The organism is Massilia sp. GCM10023247 (assembly GCF_042653325.1).
Classification (GTDB): Bacteria; Pseudomonadota; Gammaproteobacteria; order Burkholderiales; family Burkholderiaceae_D; genus Telluria.
Map to the genome: position 1 here is coordinate 119,137 of NZ_JBHSIB010000017.1, position 22,454 is coordinate 141,590.

The 22,454-nt window shown below is 67.8% G+C and carries 22 protein-coding genes; 10 read left to right on the forward strand and 12 right to left on the reverse strand.

The genetic code is table 11. The features are described from left to right. The first annotated feature begins 65 nt into the window (after nt 1-65). The 3 genes from fumC to ACFPAH_RS14875 all read left to right on the forward strand — a co-directional run bounded on the left by fumC (nt 66) and on the right by ACFPAH_RS14875 (nt 2,147). Complete coding sequence (gene fumC, locus ACFPAH_RS14865) at nt 66-1,460, forward strand: class II fumarate hydratase (RefSeq protein ID WP_379746808.1); 1,395 nt, start codon at nt 66-68, stop codon at nt 1,458-1,460. 85 nt (nt 1,461-1,545) lie between these two features. After that, on the forward strand, nt 1,546-1,758 hold the full coding sequence (locus tag ACFPAH_RS14870; protein WP_379746811.1) for an RNA-binding S4 domain-containing protein: 213 nt from the start codon (nt 1,546-1,548) through the stop codon (nt 1,756-1,758). A 104-nt stretch (nt 1,759-1,862) separates the two neighbouring features. Continuing rightward, on the forward strand, nt 1,863-2,147 hold the full coding sequence (locus ACFPAH_RS14875; RefSeq protein ID WP_379746813.1) for a DUF883 family protein: 285 nt from the start codon (nt 1,863-1,865) through the stop codon (nt 2,145-2,147). Nucleotides 2,148-2,272: 125 nt separating this feature from the next. Here the strand turns inward: ACFPAH_RS14875 and ACFPAH_RS14880 are convergent, their stop codons facing one another. Genes ACFPAH_RS14880 through ACFPAH_RS14905 form a run of 6 tightly spaced genes read right to left on the reverse strand, consistent with a single transcriptional unit; the run spans nt 2,273 to nt 6,150 of the window. After that, nucleotides 2,273-2,473, reverse strand: a complete 201-nt coding sequence (locus ACFPAH_RS14880; protein ID WP_379746815.1) for a YjfB family protein — start codon at nt 2,471-2,473, stop codon at nt 2,273-2,275. Nucleotides 2,474-2,492: 19 nt separating this feature from the next. Further along, complete coding sequence (gene mobB, locus ACFPAH_RS14885) at nt 2,493-3,068, reverse strand: molybdopterin-guanine dinucleotide biosynthesis protein B (RefSeq protein WP_379746817.1); 576 nt, start codon at nt 3,066-3,068, stop codon at nt 2,493-2,495. Next, the gene (locus tag ACFPAH_RS14890) at nt 3,055-3,867 is read right to left on the reverse strand and encodes a general secretion pathway protein GspB (protein WP_379746819.1); all 813 of its coding nucleotides are present in this window, start codon (nt 3,865-3,867) and stop codon (nt 3,055-3,057) included. The genes mobB and ACFPAH_RS14890 overlap by 14 nt, the downstream gene beginning before the upstream one ends. A gap of 1 nt (nt 3,868) precedes the next feature. Then, nucleotides 3,869-5,485: an ExeA family protein gene (locus ACFPAH_RS14895; protein ID WP_379746821.1), complete on the reverse strand. Its 1,617-nt coding sequence runs from the start codon at nt 5,483-5,485 to the stop codon at nt 3,869-3,871. 6 nt (nt 5,486-5,491) lie between these two features. Then, on the reverse strand, nt 5,492-5,968 hold the full coding sequence (locus tag ACFPAH_RS14900; RefSeq protein ID WP_379746823.1) for a hypothetical protein: 477 nt from the start codon (nt 5,966-5,968) through the stop codon (nt 5,492-5,494). After that, on the reverse strand, nt 5,965-6,150 hold the full coding sequence (locus tag ACFPAH_RS14905) for a hypothetical protein (protein WP_379746825.1): 186 nt from the start codon (nt 6,148-6,150) through the stop codon (nt 5,965-5,967). Before ACFPAH_RS14905 ends, ACFPAH_RS14900 begins: the two co-directional genes overlap by 4 nt. 291 nt (nt 6,151-6,441) lie before the next feature. On the opposite strand from ACFPAH_RS14905, the gene ACFPAH_RS14910 reads away from it, so the two are divergent. The 7 genes from ACFPAH_RS14910 (at nt 6,442) to ACFPAH_RS14940 (ending at nt 15,336) form a co-directional block, all read left to right on the forward strand. After that, nucleotides 6,442-7,791 (forward strand): head GIN domain-containing protein, encoded by a 1,350-nt coding sequence (locus ACFPAH_RS14910; protein WP_379746827.1) that lies wholly within the window; start codon nt 6,442-6,444, stop codon nt 7,789-7,791. Nucleotides 7,792-8,009: 218 nt separating this feature from the next. Beyond that, nucleotides 8,010-8,888 carry a BadF/BadG/BcrA/BcrD ATPase family protein gene (locus tag ACFPAH_RS14915; protein WP_379746829.1) on the forward strand — a complete coding sequence of 293 codons (879 nt, stop codon included), beginning with the start codon at nt 8,010-8,012 and terminating at the stop codon, nt 8,886-8,888. After that, a complete protein-coding gene (gene nagA / locus ACFPAH_RS14920; RefSeq protein WP_379746831.1) occupies nt 8,885-9,970 on the forward strand; it encodes an N-acetylglucosamine-6-phosphate deacetylase in 1,086 nt (361 codons plus the stop codon). Before ACFPAH_RS14915 ends, nagA begins: the two co-directional genes overlap by 4 nt. A gap of 59 nt (nt 9,971-10,029) precedes the next feature. After that, complete coding sequence (locus tag ACFPAH_RS14925; RefSeq protein ID WP_379746833.1) at nt 10,030-11,025, forward strand: SIS domain-containing protein; 996 nt, start codon at nt 10,030-10,032, stop codon at nt 11,023-11,025. A gap of 21 nt (nt 11,026-11,046) precedes the next feature. Next, nucleotides 11,047-12,630, forward strand: a complete 1,584-nt coding sequence (locus tag ACFPAH_RS14930; RefSeq protein WP_379746835.1) for a glycoside hydrolase family 3 N-terminal domain-containing protein — start codon at nt 11,047-11,049, stop codon at nt 12,628-12,630. Between the two features lie 191 nt (nt 12,631-12,821). Further along, complete coding sequence (locus tag ACFPAH_RS14935; RefSeq protein WP_379746837.1) at nt 12,822-14,132, forward strand: hypothetical protein; 1,311 nt, start codon at nt 12,822-12,824, stop codon at nt 14,130-14,132. A gap of 133 nt (nt 14,133-14,265) precedes the next feature. Then, nucleotides 14,266-15,336 (forward strand): flavodoxin family protein, encoded by a 1,071-nt coding sequence (locus ACFPAH_RS14940; RefSeq protein ID WP_379746839.1) that lies wholly within the window; start codon nt 14,266-14,268, stop codon nt 15,334-15,336. A 129-nt stretch (nt 15,337-15,465) separates the two neighbouring features. Here the strand turns inward: ACFPAH_RS14940 and ACFPAH_RS14945 are convergent, their stop codons facing one another. From ACFPAH_RS14945 to ACFPAH_RS14970, 6 genes are all read right to left on the reverse strand, one after another. Continuing rightward, on the reverse strand, nt 15,466-16,251 hold the full coding sequence (locus tag ACFPAH_RS14945) for an SDR family oxidoreductase (protein ID WP_379746841.1): 786 nt from the start codon (nt 16,249-16,251) through the stop codon (nt 15,466-15,468). A 126-nt stretch (nt 16,252-16,377) separates the two neighbouring features. Beyond that, nucleotides 16,378-19,146 carry a M16 family metallopeptidase gene (locus ACFPAH_RS14950; RefSeq protein WP_379746843.1) on the reverse strand — a complete coding sequence of 923 codons (2,769 nt, stop codon included), beginning with the start codon at nt 19,144-19,146 and terminating at the stop codon, nt 16,378-16,380. 171 nt (nt 19,147-19,317) lie between these two features. After that, on the reverse strand, nt 19,318-19,767 hold the full coding sequence (locus ACFPAH_RS14955; protein ID WP_379746845.1) for a CBS domain-containing protein: 450 nt from the start codon (nt 19,765-19,767) through the stop codon (nt 19,318-19,320). Nucleotides 19,768-19,888: 121 nt separating this feature from the next. Beyond that, the gene (locus tag ACFPAH_RS14960) at nt 19,889-20,236 is read right to left on the reverse strand and encodes a DUF3579 domain-containing protein (RefSeq protein WP_379746847.1); all 348 of its coding nucleotides are present in this window, start codon (nt 20,234-20,236) and stop codon (nt 19,889-19,891) included. Between the two features lie 302 nt (nt 20,237-20,538). Beyond that, the gene (locus tag ACFPAH_RS14965) at nt 20,539-21,498 is read right to left on the reverse strand and encodes a CobD/CbiB family protein (RefSeq protein ID WP_379746849.1); all 960 of its coding nucleotides are present in this window, start codon (nt 21,496-21,498) and stop codon (nt 20,539-20,541) included. A gap of 227 nt (nt 21,499-21,725) precedes the next feature. After that, nucleotides 21,726-22,415: a CoA pyrophosphatase gene (locus tag ACFPAH_RS14970; RefSeq protein WP_379746851.1), complete on the reverse strand. Its 690-nt coding sequence runs from the start codon at nt 22,413-22,415 to the stop codon at nt 21,726-21,728. Between the last annotated feature and the right edge of the window lie 39 nt (nt 22,416-22,454).

Below are 22,454 nucleotides of genomic sequence, written 5' to 3' on the forward strand. Positions count from 1 at the left end.
GTCATTAACGGGTGTTGGGCTACACTCTTTAGCTCCGGACCCAAATAAATAAACAGGACAAGCCCATGGATAAGCGGACAGAGAAAGACAGTTTCGGCCCGATCGAGGTGCCGGCCGAGCACCTGTGGGGTGCGCAGACCCAGCGTTCCCTGCACCACTTCCACATCTCGACCGAGAAGATGGCGCCGGAACTGGTGGCCGCGCTGGCCCAGGTCAAGCGCGCGGCCGCCGCCGTCAACCGCTCGCTCGGCAAGCTGCCACGCGACAAGGCCGACGCCATCATCGCCGCCGCCGACGAGGTGCTCGACGGCCGCCATCCGGACGAGTTCCCGCTGGCCGTGTGGCAGACCGGCTCTGGCACCCAGAGCAACATGAACATGAACGAGGTGCTGGCCAACCGCGCCTCCGAGCTGCTCGGCGGAGAACGGGGCGAGGCGCGCCTGCTGCACCCGAACGACCACGTCAACATGGGACAGTCGTCGAACGACATCTTCCCCACCGCCATGCACGTGGCGGCAGCCCTGGCGGTCTCGAAAGACCTGCTGCCCGCGCTGGCACGCCTGCGCAGCACCTTGCTGGTCAAGTCGCGCGACTTCGAAGACATCGTCAAGATCGGCCGCACCCACCTGCAGGACGCCACGCCGCTGACGCTGGGCCAGGAATTTTCCGGCTACGTCGCCCAGCTCGAGTTCGCGGAAAGCGCGATCAAGTCTTCCCTGCCTGGCCTCTTGCTGCTGGCGGCAGGCGGCACGGCGGTCGGCACCGGCCTCAACGCCCACCCGGATTTTGCGCCGCGCATCGCCGCCGAACTCGGCTCGCGCACCGGCCTGGCCTTCAAGACGGCGCCCAACAAATTCGCGGCCCTGGCCGGGCACGAGGCGCTGGTGACCAGCCATGGCGCCCTCAAGACGCTGGCGGCGGCGCTCATGAAGATCGCCAACGACGTGCGCTGGATGGCTTCCGGCCCCCGTTCGGGCCTGGGCGAAATCACGATCCCGGAAAACGAGCCGGGCAGCTCGATCATGCCGGGCAAGGTCAATCCGACCCAGTGCGAAGCGCTGACGATGCTGTGCTGCCAGGTGTTCGGCAACGACGTTGCCCTGAGCGTGGGCGCTTCGCAGGGCAACTTCGAGCTGAACGTGTTCAAGCCGATGATCGCCCACAACTTCCTGCAAAGCGCGCGCCTGCTGGCCGACGGCATGCGCTCCTTCGAGGAGCACTGCGCCAGGGGCATCGAGCCGAACCATGCGCGCATCGCCGAGCTGATGGAACGCTCGCTGATGCTGGTGACCGCGCTGGCGCCCCACATCGGGTATGATCGCGCCGCGCAGATTGCCAAGCATGCGCAGCACGAAGGCATCACGCTGCGTGAAGCGGCCCTGCAATCGGGCCAGGTCAGCGCCGAACAGTTCGATCAATGGATCGTTCCGATCGACATGACGCGGCCGGACCCGGCCTGAGCCGCAGGGATGCGCCCCACGGCCGGCCTCCCTTCGGCGCCATGCGAGGCCAACCGTGCGCCCTATAATTTTTCCCGAGGATAGTATGCAAAAGACAACTTTCGAACTGACATCCGAGTTCGTCGAGCTCAACCAGCTGTTGAAACTGGTCGGCTTGTGCGACAGCGGCGGCGCCGGCAAGATCATGGTGGCCAGCGGCGCGGTGTCGGTCGATGGCAAGCAGGAACTGCGCAAGACCGCAAAGATTCGCAGCGGACAGACTGTCAGCGTGGGCGACGTGCGGATCTCCGTGCAGTAGGCGGGACTGCCGGCCTCTACGGCACACGTTTGCGCGCAGACAAACGCGACCGGTGGTCCTTGTTTACATTTTAAGACGTGACCAACCGGCTCGAGGTGACGGCAATGGAAACCCCGCAAGATAACCCGCAAACCCAGGAACGGCTGATCGGCGATCTGCGCCTCGTGATCGAGAACGCGGAAGAACTGCTGAAGAACACCGATCAGTACACCAGCGTCCTGTACCAGAACGCGCGCGCCAAGCTCGCCATGGCGCTCAACGCGGCCAACGAAGAACTCGAACGCTTCGAAGACGCCCAGCTCAATCGCATGATGGAAGCGACACGCCTGGCCAACGAGCGGTATGCCGACCTGAGCGGCGAAGAACGCGTCTTGCGCGCTTTCCATTGAGTTCTGCAGGGTAGCGTTCCGCGGCGCCGTGAGGCGCCGCGCTTCGTTTACGTCCAGACATGTCGATGGGCCGCAAACGCGTGGACTCGGGAGTCCACCCTACCGAACGGCGTTCGGGGCAAGGCTCAGGCGGTGGTATTGATCGTGTTGCCGAGGTGGGCAGGCAGGTTCTGCACCGGCTGCGGCGCCGGCACGGCGTCGAGCAGCTGGGTCGCCATCGATTTCTGCATGTCCTGCTGTTTCTTGAGCATGGTCAGTGCCACTTCCTGCTTGTTGCCCGTTTCGGCAATCGTGGTGGACAACTTGGCGATACCGGCGACATCCATTTCGGTCTCCTGATGAGGGTTATCCTCCGTTATCGGCAGGATTTCCAGGAACTTGAGCTTTCCGTTCCACCCATTCGATGAGCCAGGTCAACACCTCCTCGGGCCTATTCAGGTCCAGCCGCAGCGGGTTTCCCGCGGCCGGCATGGACAGGGGCGCGTCCGACGCGACCGCCACCACCAGCGGATCCTCCGGGTAGAGCGGCGCGCGCCCGAGCGCCGGGCGGAACACCTCGAGCTTGGGCAAGGGCTCCCATTTATAGCCCTCGACCAGCGTCAGGTCGGCTGGCGCCAGGCGCGCGAGCTGCTCGGCCAGCGGCGGCTCGCGCTCCCCGCGCAGCTCGCGCAGGATGGCGTAGCGGTAGGGCGAGGCGATCAGCACCTCGGCCGCCCCGGCCGTGCGCAGGCGCGCGCTGTCCTTGTGCGGCGGCTCGAGTTCGATGTCGTGGTGGCTGTGCTTGACGACGTTGACGCGCAGCCCGCGCGCGGCCAGCTGGCCCACCAGGAATTCGAGCAGCGTCGTCTTGCCGCTGCCCGACCAGCCGACCACGGCCAGCACCGGACCGGCCCAGCCTATGCGGGAATCAGTAAGCGACACGGTAACGGGTGCCCCGGTAGTTCATCACCGCATACTTCGGCATCAGGCGCTCCAGGACCAGGCCCGGCGCCAGTTCCTCGCCCTCGCGGCGCAGCATCTTGTCGACCAGCAGCAGCCGATCGGCCGGATTCGGCGAATAGATATAGCCGCCGACGGCCACCTTCGGCACCTCGCGCTGGACCGATTCGGGCAACTGCTGCAGCGTGCGCAGGCTTTCCTCGGCCAGCGGATCGGGCGCGCGGGCCGCGGGCGCAGGCTCGGCGGCGCGGGCCGGAGCCGGCGCCGGAGCCGGCAAATAAACCGCTTGTGGCGGCGTCTCCGCCACGGCCACGGCGGGCGCGGGCGCGCGCCTTGGCGGCGGCGCGGGCCTTGGCGGCTGCGCGGGCCTTGGCGGCGGCGCAGCCTTGGCCACCGCCGGTGCCGGCTCGGCAGCCGGCTCCTTCTTGCGGGCAAGCGGCGGCGCGGCTGGCGCAGCCTCGGGCTGGTCCGGCACCACTGCCGGCGCAGTCGGCGCTGCCGCAAGCGGCGGCGCCGGCGGCGCAACGGGGCTGCCGCGATCTGCCTGGGCCGGCACGGCAGGCGCTGTGCCGGCAGGCGCCGGTGCATTGCTGCGCCAGGCCAGCACGCCGGCGACTGCGGCCACCAGCAGGCCGGTCCCGAGCCCTATCCACAGCGGCAGGCGCCTGGTGCGCGCCGCGCTCGCCGGCAGCGCGGCCGGCGCCGGCGTATGGATGTCCGGCGCGTGGCCCAGTTGGCGTTCGGCTTGCGCCTTTTTCAGTGCTTCGAGAATGTACGACATCTTATTGTCCCGTCCCGGCGGCGGCGAGCAGGCGCGGCTCCTCGACGCCGGTCAGCTGGTTGAGGCGGATATAGGTACGCGGGCCGGCCACGCCGTCCGCGGTCAAGCCTTGCCGCTGCTGGAAACTGCGCAGCAGGCCCTGGGTGCGCGCGTCGAAGATCTGGCGCGATGCCGGCGCCGGCGTTCCGCCGAGACTGGCCAGGCTGGCGGCGATCCAGTCCACGTCCGGCCCCTGGTCGCCCAGCGCCAGCTGCTCGCGGAAGCTGCGCGGCATCTTCCAGTAAGTCGTGTACTCGCCTGTGAAACGCGGCGCCAGCACGGCCAGTTCGACCCGCTCGCGCCGGCTGCCGGTGTCGATCGTCACGCCCTGCTCGTCCATGCCGACCAGCACCGCGTAGCGCGTGGCCGCGCCTTCGCGCAGCGTGATCACGGCCGGGCGGTCGAGCTGGCGCAATTCGTAGATGCCGCCGCGGCCCTGGTGGCAGCGCAGGTCGATCCGGTAGGCGATCCGGCAAGGCTCGCCCGCGGGGAGCGCGCGGCCCCAATGCGTGGCCAGCGTGCGCAGCGCCGCCGCCTCATCGGTCCGTCCCAGCGGCAGCACCGCCTGCGTAGCCGACGCCGGCTTGGCTGCGGCAACCGGCACACCCTTGGCGGCCGGTGCGGCTGCCGGCGGCGGCGCCTGCAGCTTGGCGGCAGGCGCCGCGCCATGCGGCAGCACCTGCCAGGCGGCCGCCGCGCTCAAGGCTGCTCCGGCGAGGACGCCGCCGGCCACCAGCGGCCAGCGCGCCGCGCGCGCCGGCAGGCGTTCGCCCGCGAACACTTCGGCTGCGGCAGTGCGTACGATCTTCGGCGTCGCCTCGCGCCTGTTTTCCACATAGGCGCCCAGCAGCGCGCGGTCGCACAACAGGTTGATGCGGCGCGGCACGCCGCCGCTGATGCGGTGCACCAGCGGCACCACCGCATCCGGAAATACCGGCGCGCCCTGGGCGCCCGCGACCGCCATCCGGTGCGCGATATAGGCGCCCGTTTCCGCCTCCGACAAGGGTCCCAGGTGGTAGCGCGCGATCACCCGCTGGGCCAGTTGCTCGAGCTCGGGGCGCGCCAGCATCGTGCGCAGTTCGGGCTGGCCGATCAGGATGATCTGCAAGAGCTTGCGCTCGCTGGTCTCCAGGTTGGTCAGCAGGCGCAGCTGTTCGAGCACGTCCGCCGACAGGTTCTGCGCCTCGTCGATGACGAGCACGTTGTTGTTGCCCTGGGCGTGAGATGCCAGCAAATACGCATTGATGGCGTCGACATAGCCCTTCACCCCGCCCTGCCCGCCAGGCGCCGCGATGCGGAATTCCTCGCACACCGATTGCAGCAGCTCGCCGACGGTCAGCTTCGGATTGAAGATATAGGCGAGCCGGCAATTGTCGGGGATTTGCTCGATGAAGCAACGGCAGACCGTGGTCTTGCCGGCGCCGATCTCGCCCGTCAGGAGCACAAAGCCACCGCCGCTATTGATGCCGTACAGCAGGTGCGCCAGCGCCTCGCGGTGGCGCTCGCTCATGAACAGGTAGCGCGGATCGGGCGCGATCGAGAACGGGGCCTGTTTCAGGCTGAAGTAATTGGTGTACATGAAAAGCTAGCGGGAGGGCGGCAAGGGTTTGTACCTCGCGCAGTATATTTTGGATTTGCCATTGTGATAAGCGATGACGCTGCCCGGGTTCGATACCCTCAAAGGAAAGCGCGACCCGTCGGCGGGCAGGTGGCGCAGGCCGGCGCCGGCGCGCACTGCTTCCTCGAGTTCTTCCGGCTGCGCGTCGACCACGGCGGCGATGAACACGATCGGATTGCTATCGTCGCTGACCAGCACCTCGCGCACGGGTTTGCCCCACAGCGTGGCCTCGGTCTTGAACCAGTGCGCCCCGCCCTCCCGCTTGTAGGCGGGGCCGAAGGCGGTCGCGAGAAAGGAATGGAAATAGGACTTGTCCAGCTGGCTGCGGCACAGCAGCGCACTGCCGACGACGGGCGCGAAGGTCGAGGGCGCAGCGTAGGCTTGCACGCTGGCACCGGCGCAGGCCAGCGCCAGCAGGCTGACCGCCGCGGCGCGCGCGATCACAGCTTCGACAGCCAGTCGCGGTTGGCGGCGATCTTCGCCTTGGCGGAGGCCGGCAAGGCTTCATAGCAGCCGGGATGCTGCTTGAGCGCGTGCTCGCGGACCTCCTTTTCGAGGCCGTTCACGATAAACACGTAGACGGTGGCGCCGTCGCCATTCTTGCGCGTGCCCATGTAACGAATCACTGAATCCTCCTCACTTGACCTGCGCATTATGACACTTGCAGCCGCGGCCGGCAGCGTGGCGGCGTGGCGGGATGCCGCCGGACGTGGCGATGGCCAAGCGCGACTGTTGCTCCGAAGCGACGCCTCGCGCATCGTCGCAGCCTGGCCCAGGAATGAACCCGGCCGCCGTTCAGTCCCCTTCTGCGACTGTTGATACCGCGATTTTGCACGTCCATCGTTTGCCGGCTCCACGGCCTTGTCCTTTGCCTTATCGTGCAGTTTCCCGATTACACAACAACAACGAGGACACTCATGAATACCCGAATCAAGCACACCGCCATCGGCGCCCTCCTGGTCTGCGTAGGCGTCGCTAGCATGCAAGGTGTGACCGCCGAGGAGCGCGCCCCGGAAACGCGCCAGGGGATCACCGTCGACCAGCGCAAGGTGGCTGCCTTCAACGCCATCGAACTGGCCGGCCCTTTCCGCGTGGTCGTCAGCGAAGGCGCGCCGCGCCTGGAACTGTCGGGTGAGCCGAAGCAATTGGCCGAGATCGAAAGCGAAGTGCGCGGCGGCACGCTGATCGTGCGCCAGCGTTCGCGTTCCGGCTTTTCCTTCCACTTCGGCAAGCGCGACGAGCGTCCGGTGGTCGTGCGCATCGCCGCCAGCGGCCTGACGCGCCTGTCGAGCAGCGGCAGCGGCGATGTCGAGCTCGAGTCGGTCGGCGGGGAACGCTTCGTGCTGGCCTCGCAAGGCCCCGGCGACATCCGCGCCCGCGGCGCCGTGCGCGAGCTGCGCGTGAGCAGCAGCGGCAGCGGCGACCTCGAACTGCGTGGCGTGAAGGCGGCGAATGTCGAGCTGGCGATGTCGGGCCCCGGCGACGTGCGCATGGGTTCGATCGGGAACGACCTGGCGGCCCGCATCTCCGGCTCGGGCGACGTCGAGGTCGACGAACTGCGCGTCGCGCGCGCCGTGGTCCAGATGAGCGGCCCGGGCAACGCGCGCCTGCGCGGCAGCGCCCGCGAACTGCGCGCCGAAGTCACCGGTTCGGGCGACTTCGACGGCTGCGGCCTGAATGTCGACAAATTCGGGGGCCTGCAGCGCGGGCCCGGCAACCTCTGCGTCGCCGGCGCCATCGGCCAGTTCGAAGCGGAAGTGCACGGCTCGGGCGACCTCGACGCACGCGGCCTGCAAACAGGCCGTGCCGTCCTGCGCATGAGCGGCCCCGGCAATGCGACGCTGTCCGGCAGCGCCGACGAACTGCGCGCCGAACTCAGGGGATCTGGCGAGCTCGAGGCCGAACGCCTGACCGTGAAGCGCGCCCTGATCAACAGCACCGGCCCGGGCGACGTGGCGCTGGAAAAGGTCACGGACACGCTCGACGCCTCGCTGCACGGCTCGGGCGACCTGTCGGCCGCGGTCGACGGCAAGCGCGTCATGCTCAAGATGCGCGGCCCCGGCAACGCCCGCCTGGAAGGCCGCGCCGACCGCATCGACGCCGAGCTGGCCGGCTCCGGCACCCTGCAGGCGCGCGGCCTGACCGTGCGCCAGAGCGACATCAACGTGCGCGGCCCCGGCAGCGCGACGGTGAACCTGGTGCGCGAGGGCGCAGGCCGCGACGAGCTGGTGCTGGTCGAGCGCGGCGGCCGGCGCCAGGCGAACTGACCTTGCTTGTCGGGGGGGCTTTTGTGGTGACGGCATGTAGCCATCCCCACTGCCCACGCGGTACGGCGTTAGCAAGTCGGTCAAGTTGAGATGGGCTTGCTAACGCCGATTCCAGCAATACCAATTTCCATAATCTACAATACCACTTAAATACCTGTTGACAAGCCGGGACCGCCTCCCTATAGTGCCCTGACCCCTTCCGGCACCCATTTCATCCCATGATCGAATACCTCATCGGCGTCGACGGCGGCGGCACCGGCACCCGTGTGCGCCTGGCGCGTCCCAGCGGCGAAGAACTGGCCCAGGCCAGCGCCGGTCCTTCCGGCCTCTCCCATGGCATCGCAAATGCCTGGACCACCATCCTCGGCGCCATCGGCGAAGCCTGCGCGCTCGCCGACATCGGCTCCCCTCCCCTGTCCTCGATGGCGATCGGCCTCGGCCTGGCCGGCGTCCACAACAAGGACTGGGCGGCGCAATTCGTGGCCGCCGATCCCGGTTTCGCGGCGCTCGTGCTCGACACGGACGGCTTCACCACCCTGATGGGCGCGCACGGCGGCAAGCCGGGCGCCATCGTCGCCATCGGCACCGGCAGCGTCGGCGAGGCGATGCTGGCCGACGGCAGCAAGGTGGAAGTCGGCGGCTGGGGCTTCCCGGCCGGCGACGAAGCGAGCGGCGCCTGGATGGGACTGCGCGCGCTGAACCACATCGAGCAGGTGCTCGACGGCCGCGTCGAAGGCGGCGCCTTTGCGCGCGAGGTCATCGCCGAATGCGGCGGCAACCGCGACGCCGTCCAGATCTGGCTCGGGCGCGCCAACCAGACCGCCTACGCAGGCCTGGCGCGCTTCGCCGTGCTGCATGCCGGCACCGACCCGGTCGCGCGCGCCATCCTCGAACACGCCGGACAGGAAGTGGCGGCGATTGCCGACGCCCTCGACCGCAGCCACACCCTGCCCCTCGCCTTGTGCGGCGGGCTCGGCGAAGTGCTGCTGGCCTGGCTGCCGCCGGCAACGCGGGCCCGCTGCCTGGCGCCGCAGGGCGACTCGGCGCGCGGCGCCCTCCTCATGATCGAACGACACCTGCAAGGAATGGCCCGATGAAAGGCAACATCCTCACGCCCGACGGCTGGATCCGCGGCGAGCTGCACTTCAATGCGACCATCGACGCCATCGACGGCAGCCCGTCCGACCCGGACGCCAACGGCGACGATTACATCCTGCCCGGCTTCATCGACGTGCACGTGCACGGCGGCGCCGGCCGCGACATGATGGAAGGCGGCGACGCGCCGCACGTCATCGCCGCCCTGCACGCCAAACACGGCACCACCAGCCTGCTGGCCACCACCATGACCGCGCCGCCGCAGGACATCGAGCGCGCGCTCGGCGCCATCGGCGCGGCCTGCCAGTCGCGCGGCAAGCACGAGGCGCGCATCCTCGGCGTGCACCTGGAAGGCCCGTACATCAACTCGGCCAAGCTGGGCGCCCAGCCGCCCTTCGCGAAGGAAGCGACGCTCGCCGAGGTGGAAGCCTACGGCCGCCTGGCGCCGATGCGCGTGATCACGGTGGCGCCGGAGATCCACGGCCACCTGGAACTGGTGCGCGCCCTGTCGGACGCCGGCATCCGGGTCCAGGTCGGCCACACCAGCGGCTCCTACGAGGACGGCCTGGCCGCGCTGGAGCACGGCGCGGCCGGCTTCACCCACCTGTTCAACGCGATGCCGGGCCTGCACCACCGCGAGCCGGGCATGGTCGGCGCGGCGCTGGCGCATGCGCAGTACGCCGAGATCATCCCCGACCTGCTGCACGTGCATCCGGGCGCGATCAAGGTGGCGCTGCGTTCGATTCCGCACCTGTTCTGCGTGACCGACTCGACCGCCGCCGCCGGCATGCCCGACGGCGAGTACATGCTGGGGCGCCAGACCGTCCACAAATGCATGGGCGGCGTGCGCCTGCTTGATGGCACCCTGGCCGGCTCGACGCTGACCATGGACGGCGCACTGCGCAACCTGGTCAAGATCGGCCTGCCGCTGGCCGATGCCTCGCGCCGCGTCTCGACCAACGCCGCCGACTACCTCGGCGAAACCCGGCGCGGGCGCCTGGCGCCAGGCTGTCACGCCGACATCGTGGTCCTCGACCGCGAACTGAATATCAAAGCTGTCTATATCGAAGGAGAAGCGCTGTGAATGTGAATGTGACCCCGACTGCGAGCCAGGCTGCGACCTCGCTCATGATGCAGGAAGCCATGTCTGCCGGGGACTGCGTCGCCCTGCAACTGTCCCGGGACGTGGAGCGCTACGCCGAACTCGGGCGCGCGCTGCGGTCGACCAACTTCAACAGCGCCGTCACCGTCGCGCGCGGCAGCTCCGACCACGCGTCGAGCTATGTCGCCTACCTGATCATGTCGCGCATGGGACGCCTCGTCACCTCGCTGCCGATGTCGCTCATCACGCTCTACAAATCGCCGCTGGCGACGCGCGACACGCTGGCGATCTCGATCTCGCAATCGGGCCAGAGCCCGGACGTGGTCGAGCCGATCCGCTACTTCCGCGACGGCGGCGCCACCACCGTGGCGCTGGTGAACGATACCGAATCGCCGCTGGCGCAAACGGCCAACTGGGCCATGCCGCTGCACGCCGGCAAAGAGCAGAGCGTGGCCGCGACCAAGAGCTTCATCACCAGCCTGGTGGCCGGCGCGCGCCTGGTCGCCGAATGGCAGAACGACGCCGAACTGAAGGCCGGCCTGGCCGCCCTGCCGGACGACCTGCGCGCAGCAAGCCAGGTAGACTGGTCGGCCGCCATCGAGGTGCTGGCCCCGGCCCGCAACATCATGGTCGTCGGCCGCGGCATCAGTTTCCCGGTCGCGCTCGAGGCTGCGTTAAAATTCAAGGAAACCTCGGCCCTGCAGGCCGAGGCCTTCTCCGGCGCCGAGATCAAGCACGGCCCGATGGCGCTGATCGAGGACGGCTATCCGCTCCTGATCTTCGCGACCCGCGGCCCGGCCCAGGCCAGCCTGGTGGCGCTGGCGACGGAGATGCGCGGGCGCGGCGCGCGGGTGCTGCTGGCAGCGCCCGAGGACATCGCCGAGCGCGACCTGACGCTGCCGGTGGCGGCCACGCCGGACCTCGATCCGATCGTCGCGATCCAGGCCTTCTATGTCATGGCCGCGCAGCTGTCGAAAGCGCGCGGGCTCGACCCGGACCGCCCGCGCCACCTGAGCAAAGTCACGAAGACCAATTAACCGAGTACTGAAAAGCGCAACATGAACGAACCGCATGACGACCTGAAAAAAATCGCCGGCCAGCTGATCATGGTGCGCCTGTTCGGCACCGAACTGGACGAGGACACGACCGCCTTCCTGGTTGACAACCGGGTGCGCGGCGCCTGCCTGTTCCGCCAGAACATGACGGACGCGGCCCAGCTGACCCGCTTGACCGGCGCCCTGCGCGCCGCGATGGGAGAGCATGCCCTGATCGCCCTCGACCAGGAAGGCGGCGCCGTGGTGCGCTCGACCTGGGTGCCGGCACCGCCGTCGGCGATGGCGCTGGGCGCGGCCAACGATCCGCTGCTCGCGCGCGCCGTCGGCGCGGCGGTGGCGCGCGCGGTGCGTTCGCTCGGCTTCAACTGGAATTTCGCGCCGGTGCTCGACCTGAACAACAACCCGGACAATCCCGTGATCGCCGAGCGTTCGTTCGGCGCCGACCCCGGCACCGCCACGCGCATCGCGCTGGCCTGGATGGAAGGCAGCGAGCCTGAAGGCGTGGCCTGCTGCGTCAAGCACTTCCCCGGCCACGGCGACACCCACGTCGACTCGCACCGCGACCTGCCGACCGTCGACAAGCCGCTCGAGGAACTGGAACGCTTCGAGTTCGCGCCCTTCCGCATGGCGGCCCAGGGCGAGCGGCCGGCGCCGGCCATGATGACCGCGCACATCGTCTACCCGGCGCTGGACGCCGAATACCCGGCCACGATGTCGCGCGCCATCCTGACCGGCATCCTGCGCGAAGGCTGGAACTACCAGGGCGTGATCATCACCGACGGCATGGACATGCACGCGATCGCGCACCGCTACGGCGCCGGCCAGGCCGCGGTGCGCGCGCTGGTCGCCGGCGCCGACATGGTGATGGCGATCGGTTCGCGCGAGACGCAAGCCGAGACGATAGACGCGATCGCCGCCGCAATCGCCTCGGGCGAGCTGCCGATGGCGCAAGTCGAGGCACGCCTGGCGCGCCTCGACGCGCTGGCGCAGGCCTACCCGGCCGGCGCGGCGTCGCCCTCGCGCCCGGCCGCCGCCATCGCCTCGGGCAGCCCCGCCGTGATGACCGGCGACGCTCCCGGCGCCGACGAAGCCCCGATCTACAGCACCGACCGCGAGGACCGCGAGCTGATGGCGCAGGCATGGCGGCGCGCCCTGAGCGCGCGCGGACCGGTAACGCGGCCGCCGGCCGGGGCGCGCGTGCGCCTGGTGGCGCGCCAGGATGTGGTCAGCGACGGCGTCTCCGAGGCCGGCGTGCCGGCCGCCAGCATCGCCGCCTCGCTCGCCCAGCTCTACGAGGTGGAACTGGTGACCTTTGCCGATCCCGAAGCTTTCGACTGGAGCGCGCTGCCGCAGGACGGGCGCTTCACGATCCTGGCCTCGACCTCGCGCCGCCGCTATGGCCCGCAGGCGCGCGCGACCTGGCGTCCGGACCTGCACCTGGCCCTGTGGAACCCCTACCAGGCGCTCGATTTCGGGGCTCCTGCCCTGATGACCTATGGTTTTGCCGCGCCGGCGCTGGCCGCCGTCAACGCCTGGCTGGCGGGCGAGATCGAGGCCGAAGGCCGCTGCCCGGTGCCGGGCTTCTGAATGCGGGACCGGCAGCGCAGCTACCTGGAGTAACGCAATGTAACCGGAGCCCCCGCCGGTCGCCGCCTGCGGCACAATTGCGCCGCTGCCTCTCCGGCATTTATGGGAGAATTGCGCGTTTGCACAAGCTTGGCAAAACTGCCAGCATGCCGCGGATTTCCAACCGCTCATCTTTTTAAGAAGGATCATTCATGTCCCATTTCCGCCTCGCTCGCCTTTGCCTGCTGCTGGCTGCCGTTGGCCTGAACACCGCGCCTGTCCTGATGACGAGTGCCCACGCGCAGAAAGACGCTGCCCCTGCCGCGGCCCAGCAGAACACGGTGCGCCCTGAGCTGGCCAAGCTGTTCGATCCGGCCCAGGTCCAGCCGCTGGTCAGCGCCAAGAACTTCACCGAACTGCAGAACCGCATCGCCCAGGCCGACGCCCTGCCGAACAAGACGCCCTACGAAACCTACGTCGTCACGCGCATGAAGATGGTGCACGCTTCGGCCAGCGGCAACGACGCGGAATTCATGAAGACCGCCCAGCAGGTGCTGCAATCGGGCTTCGAGGCGAAAGAGATGCAGCCGAAGCTGGTGCTGGCGATGGCCGACGTCTCGTACAAGGCCAAGAATTACGCGGCGGCGGTCGAGCAGCTCAAGCGCTATGAATCGATGGGCGGCGACATGACGACCGCGCGTCCGCTGCTGGTGCGCGCCCAGTACCTGAACAAGGACTATGCAAGCGCCAAGACCCAGCTGCTGCAGACCGTCGCCGACACCGAAAAGGCCGGCAAGGTCCCGAGCCAGGAAGACCTCAAGCTGCTGCTGAGCGCCGCGAACGAGACCAAGGACAATGCCGCCTACGAAACCGCGGTCCAGAAGATGATCGCCTACTATCCGAGCGACGAGATGTGGAGCGAGATGATCCGCGTCGGCGTGATCCGCAAGCCGGGCTTCGACCAGAACAACTACCTGCCGGTGCTGCGCCTGCAGCACGCCGTCACCAAGAAGATGCGCGAGGACGACTACGTCGACCTGGCCGAAACCGCGCTGCGCGACGGCTTCCCGACCGAAGCGAAGAACGTGCTCGATGCAGGCTACGCCGCCGGCGTGCTGGGCAAGGGCGCCAATGCCAAGGCCCACGACAGCCTGCGCAGCCGCGCCAACAAGGGCGCAGCCGACGACGCGAAGAACATCGCCACCGGCGAAGCCTCGGCCAGCAAGTCGAAGAACGGCGCCGGCCTGGTCAACCTGGGCTGGGCATATGTCACGATGGGGCAGTACGACAAGGGCATCGGCTTCATCCAGCAGGGTATCGCCAAGGGCGGCCTGAAGCAGCCTGACGAAGCGAAGATCCGACTCGCCGCGGCCCAGGCCAAGGCCGGCCGCAAGGACGAAGCGATCAAGACCTTCGAGAGCGTGAAAGCCGGCGGCGGCCTGTCCGACGTCGCGCGCATCTGGGCCCTGTCGCTGCGCCAGCCTGCCGCAGCCGCGCCTGCAGCGCCGGCCGCAGGCCAGTAAACGATCCTGCCGCACCCGAAGCGGGCGAGCGCCATCGGCGCCGCCCGCTTTTTTTATGCGCCATGCGTGCGCGAGCGTACATTCCTGCCCGCCGGCCTTGCCGATAATCGTCCTTTTGTCTGCTGGAGGGCGCATGACGACCGTTCGCAAGGGGCAGGCGCCCGACAAGCTGGATCGCGCAGCGTTCCGCAAGAAATTCATGGAGGGCTTTTTCGATCCCGCCTTCGAGGCCGTGGCCGGAGAACTGGAGCGCATCGAGGAAATCGCCTGGCAGGCCTACCGCGACAAGCGCAAGGCGCCGCGCACCGTGAAAGCCGGCCCGGGCTTCGCCGACCCCGATTACGACCTGTCGATCGAATGGAAGGACACCCGCGACCGCCTGCTGGCGGCCGAGGCCCGGCAAAAGGAGGCGGCCACGCCGAGCCGCGTCCTGCTCGTCAACGCCTCCGCGCGCAACGACGGCACCTGCCCCGGCGAGATGTCGAAGACCTGGCGCCTGACCAGCATGGCGCGCCAGGCGCTCGAGGCGCAGGGAGTCGAGGTCGACCTGCTCGACCTGTCCCGCCTCACCTCCGACTACGACCGCCACATCCACCCCTGCAAGGCCTGTGTGTCGACCGCCATGCCCTTGTGCCACTGGCCGTGCAGCTGCTACCCGAACCATGCCGAGCGCCAGACCGGCGACTGGATGAACGAGATCTACGAGCGCTGGGTCGCGGCGCACGGCGTCGTGATCCTGACGCCGGTGTACTGGTACCAGGCGCCGTCGACCCTGAAGCTCATGATCGACCGCCTGGTGTGCGCCGACGGCGGCAATCCCGACCCGACCTCGACCCAGGGCAAGGACGCGGCCAGGGCCAAGGAAATCGAACTGGGCGGCTGGGACTACCCGAAACACCTGGCCGGGCGCGCATTCGGCCTGGTGGTGCATGGCGACGTCGCCGGCATCGAAGGCACGCGCCGCTCGCTGTCGGACTGGCTGGGCTGGATGGGACTGGTCGACTCGGGAAGCTTCGGCCAGCTCGACCGCTTCGTCGGCTATTACGAATCCTATGCCGAAAGCCACCAGGCGCTCGACCGCGACAGCGCTTTCCAGGAAGAGGTGCGCAACGTGGCGCGCGCCGTGGCGCTGACCGTGCAGGAACTGCGCGCGGGGCGCCTGGTGCCGCCGGCGGCGCGGCTGCGCGATCCGCGGCCGAAGTGAACGTAGGGTGGAGCGGGCGGCGTACCGCTCCCGACTCCACGCGTGAAGCATGCGCCGCGTTGACGCGTGCGCCGCGTTGACGCATCGTTCCGCGTGGAGTCGGGGACTCCACCCTACATCCCGGCGCAGTCAGAGCGCGGTGAATCCGCCGTCCACCGCCAGCTCGTGGCCGGTGACGAAAGAGGAGCTGCCCGAGCACAGCCACAGCACCGCGTCGGCGACCTCGCCCGGTTCGGCGAAACGTCCCATCGGGTGCGCCGCGCGCAGTTTCTTGTCGACGCCGGGTTCGCGCCCGACCGCGCGCGCCAGCATCGGCGTGCGCACCGCGCCGGGACAGACCGCATTCACGCGGATGCCGTCTTTCGCATAGTCGATCGCCGCGCTTTTCGTCAGGCCGGCCAGCGCATGCTTGCTGGCCGCGTAGACCGACTGGGCGGGCGCGCCGACCTGGCCGTAGGCCGACGACAGGTTGACGATGGCGCCGCCGCTCTTGACCATCTGGCGGATCTGGTACTTCATCGACAGCCAGACGCCCTTCACGTTGACGTCCATGATGCGGTCGAAACTGTCTTCCTCGATCTCGGCCAGGCGCAGGCTGTCGTCCTGCACGCCCGCGCAATTGACGGCGCAGTCGAGCCGGCCGTAATGGTGCACCGTCTTGTCGACCAGGGCTTCGACCTCTTGCGCGCGCGTCACGTTGGCCTGCACGAACAGTGCCTTGCCGCCCTGCTGGACGATCGTCGCCGCCGTCGCGTGGCCGCCGTCGACCGAGATGTCGGCCACGACCACCGAGGCGCCCGCGCGTCCGAATGCCAGCGCCACGGCGCGGCCGATCCCGCCCGCCGCGCCCGTAACCAGTACCACCTTGCCGGCAAAGGCGGTCGATACCGGGTCCTGCTTGATACTTCCCTTCATGTGCTGCTGCTCCCGCGATGACGCTCTGTGATGCTCAAAGGCAACATGATAACGGGCCGGCGCGCAATCACCAAATGGGCTTGCCCCTTGCGGGGCCCTGGGGGCGCCCGGCGTGCCGGCTTCGCATCAGCGCTGTTGGCTTGCCTGCACCTTGACCGGCGCCTGTTTCGCCTTGTCCTGGTCGCCCGCCACCACCACCGACAATTTGGCGGGGTCGATCGCGCGGCGGAAGGCGGCATTCAACTGGGGCAGCGTCACGGCCACCAGCTTGTCCTCGAACTGGCGCGACCAGGCATAGGTGCGGTCGCGGTACAGGTAGGAGGTCCAGCCGGCGGCGACCGCCCCGTCCTCGGTGCGGGTCTGCTGGCGCTGCTGCATCAGGCCCGATTTGGCGCCGGCCAGCTCGGCGGCAGTGAAGCCGTCCTTGACCGCCCGCGCCAGCTCCTCGCGCACCGCGGCGTCGAGGCGCTGCAGGTTCTGGGGCGCGGCGATGGCGCTGATGGCGAAGGCCCCTGCCCGGTCGAGGTCGCCCGCGTCGAGCTGCGAGCCGCCGCCATATGACAGGCCATCCTTCTGGCGGATGCGGTCCATCAGGCGCGAGCGCAAGCCGCCTTCTCCGAAGATGTAATTGGCCAGCATCAGCGCCGGGTAGTCGGGATCGTCGATGTTCAGGTCGAGGTTCAGGCGCGCCAGGTAAAAACCGTTTTCCTTGTCCGGCGTGTCGAGCGCCTTCTTGATGGGCGCGATGTCGGCATGGCGGCGCAGCACCGGAGCCACGTTCGCCGGCGCCCGCCAGGAACCGAACAGCTGCTCGACCAGCGGCGCGATGGCGGCCGCATCGAAGTCGCCGACGATCGCCATCTCGGCCGGCACCGTGCCGTAGAAATCGCGGTGGAAGGCGCGCAGGTCGTCCAGGCGCGCGGCGCGCAGCTCGGCGATGTCCTCGTCGAGGGTATTCGCGTGGCGCACGTCGCCTGGCGGATAGATGTCGAAATGCCGGGCCAGCGCGCGTGCGGCCAGCGTCTGCGGCTCGGCGCGGCCCGCTTCCAGGGCCACCAGCGACTGGCGCCGCAGCTGCTCGAATTCGGCCTCGGGGAAGCCTGGCTCCTTGAGCACGTGCGCGACCAGGCGCAAGGCGTCGGCCAGGTGCTCGCGCGTGGTCTGGAAATGGGTCAGGCCGCCGGCGATCTTGAGGCGGTCGAACTCGTCGGCCAGCTGTTCGCGCGTGTAACGCGAGGTGCCGCGCACCAGCATCGCGCCCGTCAGCCCGGGGATGGCGCCTTTGCCGAACAGGTTCTTTTCGTCGCCCATGTGCTGGCGCAGGTCCACCGTCACCGCCTCGCCGCGGTTCTTCTTCGGCAACAGCGCCAGCTTGACGCCGCCCGCCCGGCTGAGCTGGGTGCGCTTGAGGATGTTTTCCTGGGTCGGCGCGAAGTCTTCGGCGACCATGGTCGACGCGCTCGGCTTGAAATCCTTGAGGATGCTCTCGACGCTCGGGGCCGGCGGAATCACGGCGCGCTGCGGCGCGTCTTCCGGCAGGAACATGCCGGTGACGCGGTTGTCGCGCTTGAAGTAACGCTTCGAGGCGGCGGCCACCTCCTGCGCGGTGATCGTCTTGATCCGCTCGCGGCCGGTGAAGTACAGGCGCCAGTCGCCCAGCGCAATGGTTTCCGACAAGGCCACGCCGACGCGCTGCGGGTCGTTCAGGCTGCGCTCCATCTCGTTTTCGTAGATGCGGCGCACGCGCGCCATTTCGTCGGGCGTCGGCGGGTTGTCTCCGAAACCTTCGACCGCTGCGGTCAGGGCAGCCCGCACCGGCTCGATCGGCTCTCCCTTCTTGACGATCGCGCCCACGTATTGCAGGCCCGGCGCATAACCGGTTTCGCCGAAGGTAAACACCTGGCTGGCCTTGCCGGTTTCGACCAGGCTTTTGTGCAGGCGGCCGGTCGGCACGTCGCCCAGGATGGCCGAGGCAAAGGCCATCACGTCGCTGTCGTCGTGCAGGCTCGACGGCACCTTGTAGCCGAGCATGACGATCTGGACGTCGCCCTGGCGCCGCACGGCGAACGTACGCTCGCCGTCCTGGGTCGGTTCGACAGTCCAGAACTGGGGCAGCTTGCGGGTCGGTTTCGGGATCGCCCCGAACAGGCGGGTGATCTTCGCCAGCGTCGAGTCGAGGTCGAACTTGCCGGCCACCAGCAGCACGGCATTGTCGGGTTGATAGTAGGTGCGGTAGAAGGCGCGCAGGTTGGCCAGCTTGACGTTCTCGATGTCGCTGCGGTTGCCGATGGTCGCGCGGCCATAGCTGTGCCAGTCGTAGGCGACGCTCTGCATGCGCTTGACCAGCACGCTCGACGGCGAGTTCTCGCCGCTCTCGAACTCGTTGCGCACGACCGTCATCTCCGAATCGAGGTCTTTCTGCGCGATGAACGAATTGGTCATGCGGTCGGCCTCCATCTGCAAGGCCCAGTCGAGGTTGGCGGGGGTCGCCTGGAACACCTCGTAATAATTGGTGCGGTCGAGCGAGGTGGTGCCGTTGAAGTCCATGCCGCGGTCGGCGAACTGGCGCGTGATGTCGGGATGCTTCTTCGAGCCCTTGAACAGCAGGTGCTCGAGCAAATGCGCCATGCCGGTTTCGCCGTAGTTCTCGTGGCGCGAACCGACCAGGTAAGTGACGTTCACGGTGACGGTCGGACGCGAAGCGTCGGGAAACAACAGCACCTTCAAGCCATTCGCGAGCCGGTATTCGGTGATGCCCTCGACCGAGGCGCCGAGGGTGACGCCCTTCGGCAGCGGTGCGGCCTCGGCCAGCGCGGCGGGGCCCGCGAGCAGGAAGGCGAACGCGCCCGCGATCAGGTGCGCGGGCAGGCCGCGCTGGAAAGCTGTGAAAATCATGTCATCCCGTCAGATTGTGCGCGCGTGGACGCGCGTGCGCCGCCGGTGCGGCGCGCGAACGGCGATGGTAACAGATGGTCGCTACGAGAGATGCCGCCGCGCACTAGTGTGGTGCGGGCCGGGGAACCGGCGGCCTTTGCGAAGCCGGTCTGCGAAGTTCAGAGCGCCTTGTCAGTGCCGCGCGCGCTTCTCGTGTGCCTGCTGGCTGCCGCTGATGCGCGACAGGTCCCCCATTTCCTCGGCCAGGAATTCGAGCAGGTCGTCGGCACTGACGATGCCCACCAGCGCGCCATTGTGATTGACGACCGGCACCCGGCGGATGCCGCGCAGGCGCATGTGCTCGATGGTCTGGTAGACGTCGTCGTCTTCGCGGCAGGTCAGCAGGTCGTCGGTCATGATGTCGCCGACCAGCAAGCTGGCCGGATCGAGCCCGAGCGCAATGACGGAGACGACGATGTCGCGGTCGGTGACGATGCCGACCGGAATGGCATCATCGTCGACGCGGTCGATGACGACCAGGTCGCCGACATGATGCTTGCGCATCATGAGCGCCGCGCCCTGGACGGTTTCGTCGCGCACGCAGCTGATCGCATCGAGGGTACAGATGTCGCTGATGTTCATGGTTGGCCTCCCGATTCTGAGTCTGCAGGCGGCAAGGATCGCCTGTACGCAACTCTGACAGGGATGAAATTAGTGCAGGGACTGTCAGCACGTTTGATCTGGCTCAAACGTGCCGAACAACTCACCCCTTCTTATCGCCCGGCAACTCGACGAAGCAGGCGTCGACCACTTGCAAATCGTTGTCCTTGGCGAAATTGATCACGAAGTGATACGCCAGCGGTTCGACTTTTTTCAGGGCGTTATTGACGACAACGGCCTTGGTGCCGTTCACGACGGTCGGATGGACGTAGGGGGAAAACTGCAGGTGGGCGTTGCGGCCGCCACTGCCTTCGGGACGGAAGCACGTCATCGCCCCGCACAGGCGCTCCGCCCAGTCGCTCGGGCGGAACTGCTTGCCTGCAGAGGTAAGGCCCAGGATAAAGAACTCGCCGTTGGCGTCTTCCTTCCTGGTTTGCGGTAACTCGGCCATAGTGCTGCTTGCTGATACAAGAATACTGCGTGGAGGAAAACTACGCCGGTATTATATCTTATAGAAGACCTGAGGACGAGACTTGTCTCGACGAGTTAGAGGAACAACCACACATCCCGCGTTCATTAGCGGCGAATTACCGTCTTTTACTTTGAGACGACGCGCCGTATCGGGGCCTCGAGAAACCGTAGCGAGCGGAAGGAGGTTTGGCCGAGCCGCCAAGGCGACGCGGCTGTACTCCGGTACAGCGAGCATCGCAGGCCAAAGATCCGACGCGCAGTAGGTTTATCGAGGTCCCCCCACTAGCCGAGCCAGACCATGCTGGACAGGAGTAGCAAGAGAATCATCCATAGTATCAGCGCGCGCCACACAAGTCCCACGGTACTTTGCAGCGCGCGCAGGCTGGGCTCCTCGCCCGGCAGGACGTCGTTTTCGGTCTCGCTCAGGTCGACCAGGGCAGCGTCGACCGGCAGCACCTGGGGAGCGTTCTCGTTCGGGGTGCCCAGCCGTACGCCCATCGCCCCGCCACCAGCGGCCAGGATGATGCCGCGCGACTCGTCGGCCCAGCGATTCGCGAAGTTGCGCCAGGCATAGATTGCGTCTTCGAAATTGCCGACCACGGCAAAGGCGATGGCGGTCAGGCGCACCGGAATCCAGTCGATCCAGTAGAAGGCTTTCGCGGCGAACTGGCCGAAGGCTTCATTACGCATGTGTTCGGGTTCGTTCCAGGCGCGTGCCAGGTATTCGGACACGCGATAGAGCACGGCGCAGGCGGGGCCGGCGGGCATCAGGAACCAGAAGAACACGCCGAACACGCTGCGGTGCGTCGTGATGAGCGATTTTTCGACGGCGATGCGGGCGATCTCGGTGGCGTCCATGCCGACCGTGTCGATCCGCGCCCACTCGGCCAGCAGCGTGCGCGCGGTCGCTTCGTCGCCGCTGTTGAGCGCCAGCTGGATCGAGGTGAAATAATGGCTGTAATGGCGAAAGCCGAGCGTCAGGTAGACGATGGCAACGTTCCAGGCGAAGGCCAGGAACACGAGGCCGAAGTATTGCAGTACCCAATAGACGAGCGCCACCGGCAGCACCAGCACCGCCATCATCAGGAACCAGCCCATGCGGCCATTTTTCGGCTCGCCTGCGTTGAACCAGCCCTCGATCCGCATCGCCAGGTTCTTGATGCCGACGTAGACCTGGTTGTCCGCACGCAGGGGTTTCAATTGCTCGATGAGCAAGGCGCACAGGATGGAAAAAAATGTCATGCAAGTCCTTCTTTTGTTATGGCAATACCACACTGCCCGCTACGATAGCGCAGGTCACCGTCATAATCAAATCGCGAAAAGCCATCCCGGCAGGCAATGGATGCTGCCGACCGGCACGGCAAGCGCGCGGTACCCCGGTTCGCCGTCGTACGCGGCGGCGCCGCTCGCGGCATGCGGCGTGCCACGTTTGCGATGCCGCCCGCGGGCGGCAATCGGCTCAAGCGCTGCTAGGCACGCAGGAAATGGAACAGGTTGCGCAGCATACCAGCGGTCGCCCCCCAGATGAAGAAGCGATCGTAGGGCATCGTGTAAAAACTGCGGCGCGCGGCGGCTCCGCCTGCGGCTGGCGGCGGTTCGAAGCTGCGGCGCTGGTGGTGCATGCCGTTCATCAGGAAGGCAAGCGGCACCTCGAAGATCTCGGCGACCTCGTTCGGGTCGGCCATCAGTTCGAAGGGAGGCTGGACCAGGGCCACCACCGGGGCGACGCGGTAGCCGGTGCCGGTCACATAATCCGGCAACACGCCGAGGATCGCGACGTGGCGCCGGTGCAGCCCGATTTCTTCCTCGGACTCGCGCAGCGCGGTTTCGATCGCGGATGAGTCGAACTCCTCGGTGCGTCCGCCCGGAAAGCTGACCTGGCCGGCGTGGCTCGTCAGGTGGTCGGTGCGCTGGGTCAGCAGCACCGTCACGCCCTCGGGGCGCTCGACCAGCGGGATCAGCACCGCGGCACGGCGCAGCCGTTTTTCCGGGTCCATTACCCACTCGTCGGTCGCCTCGGGCTCCCAGGCGCGGCGCGACTCGGCAAAGCGGGCGCGCAGGTGCGCGGGAAGGAGCAAGTCTGGATCGACGGCGGCTTCGCCTGCGATGCGTTCCACAGGCAGGCGCGATGGATCGAAAGGAACCTTAACCAAAAGCATTCTCCAACATGGATGGGGCCGGTAACAAAAAAAGGCATC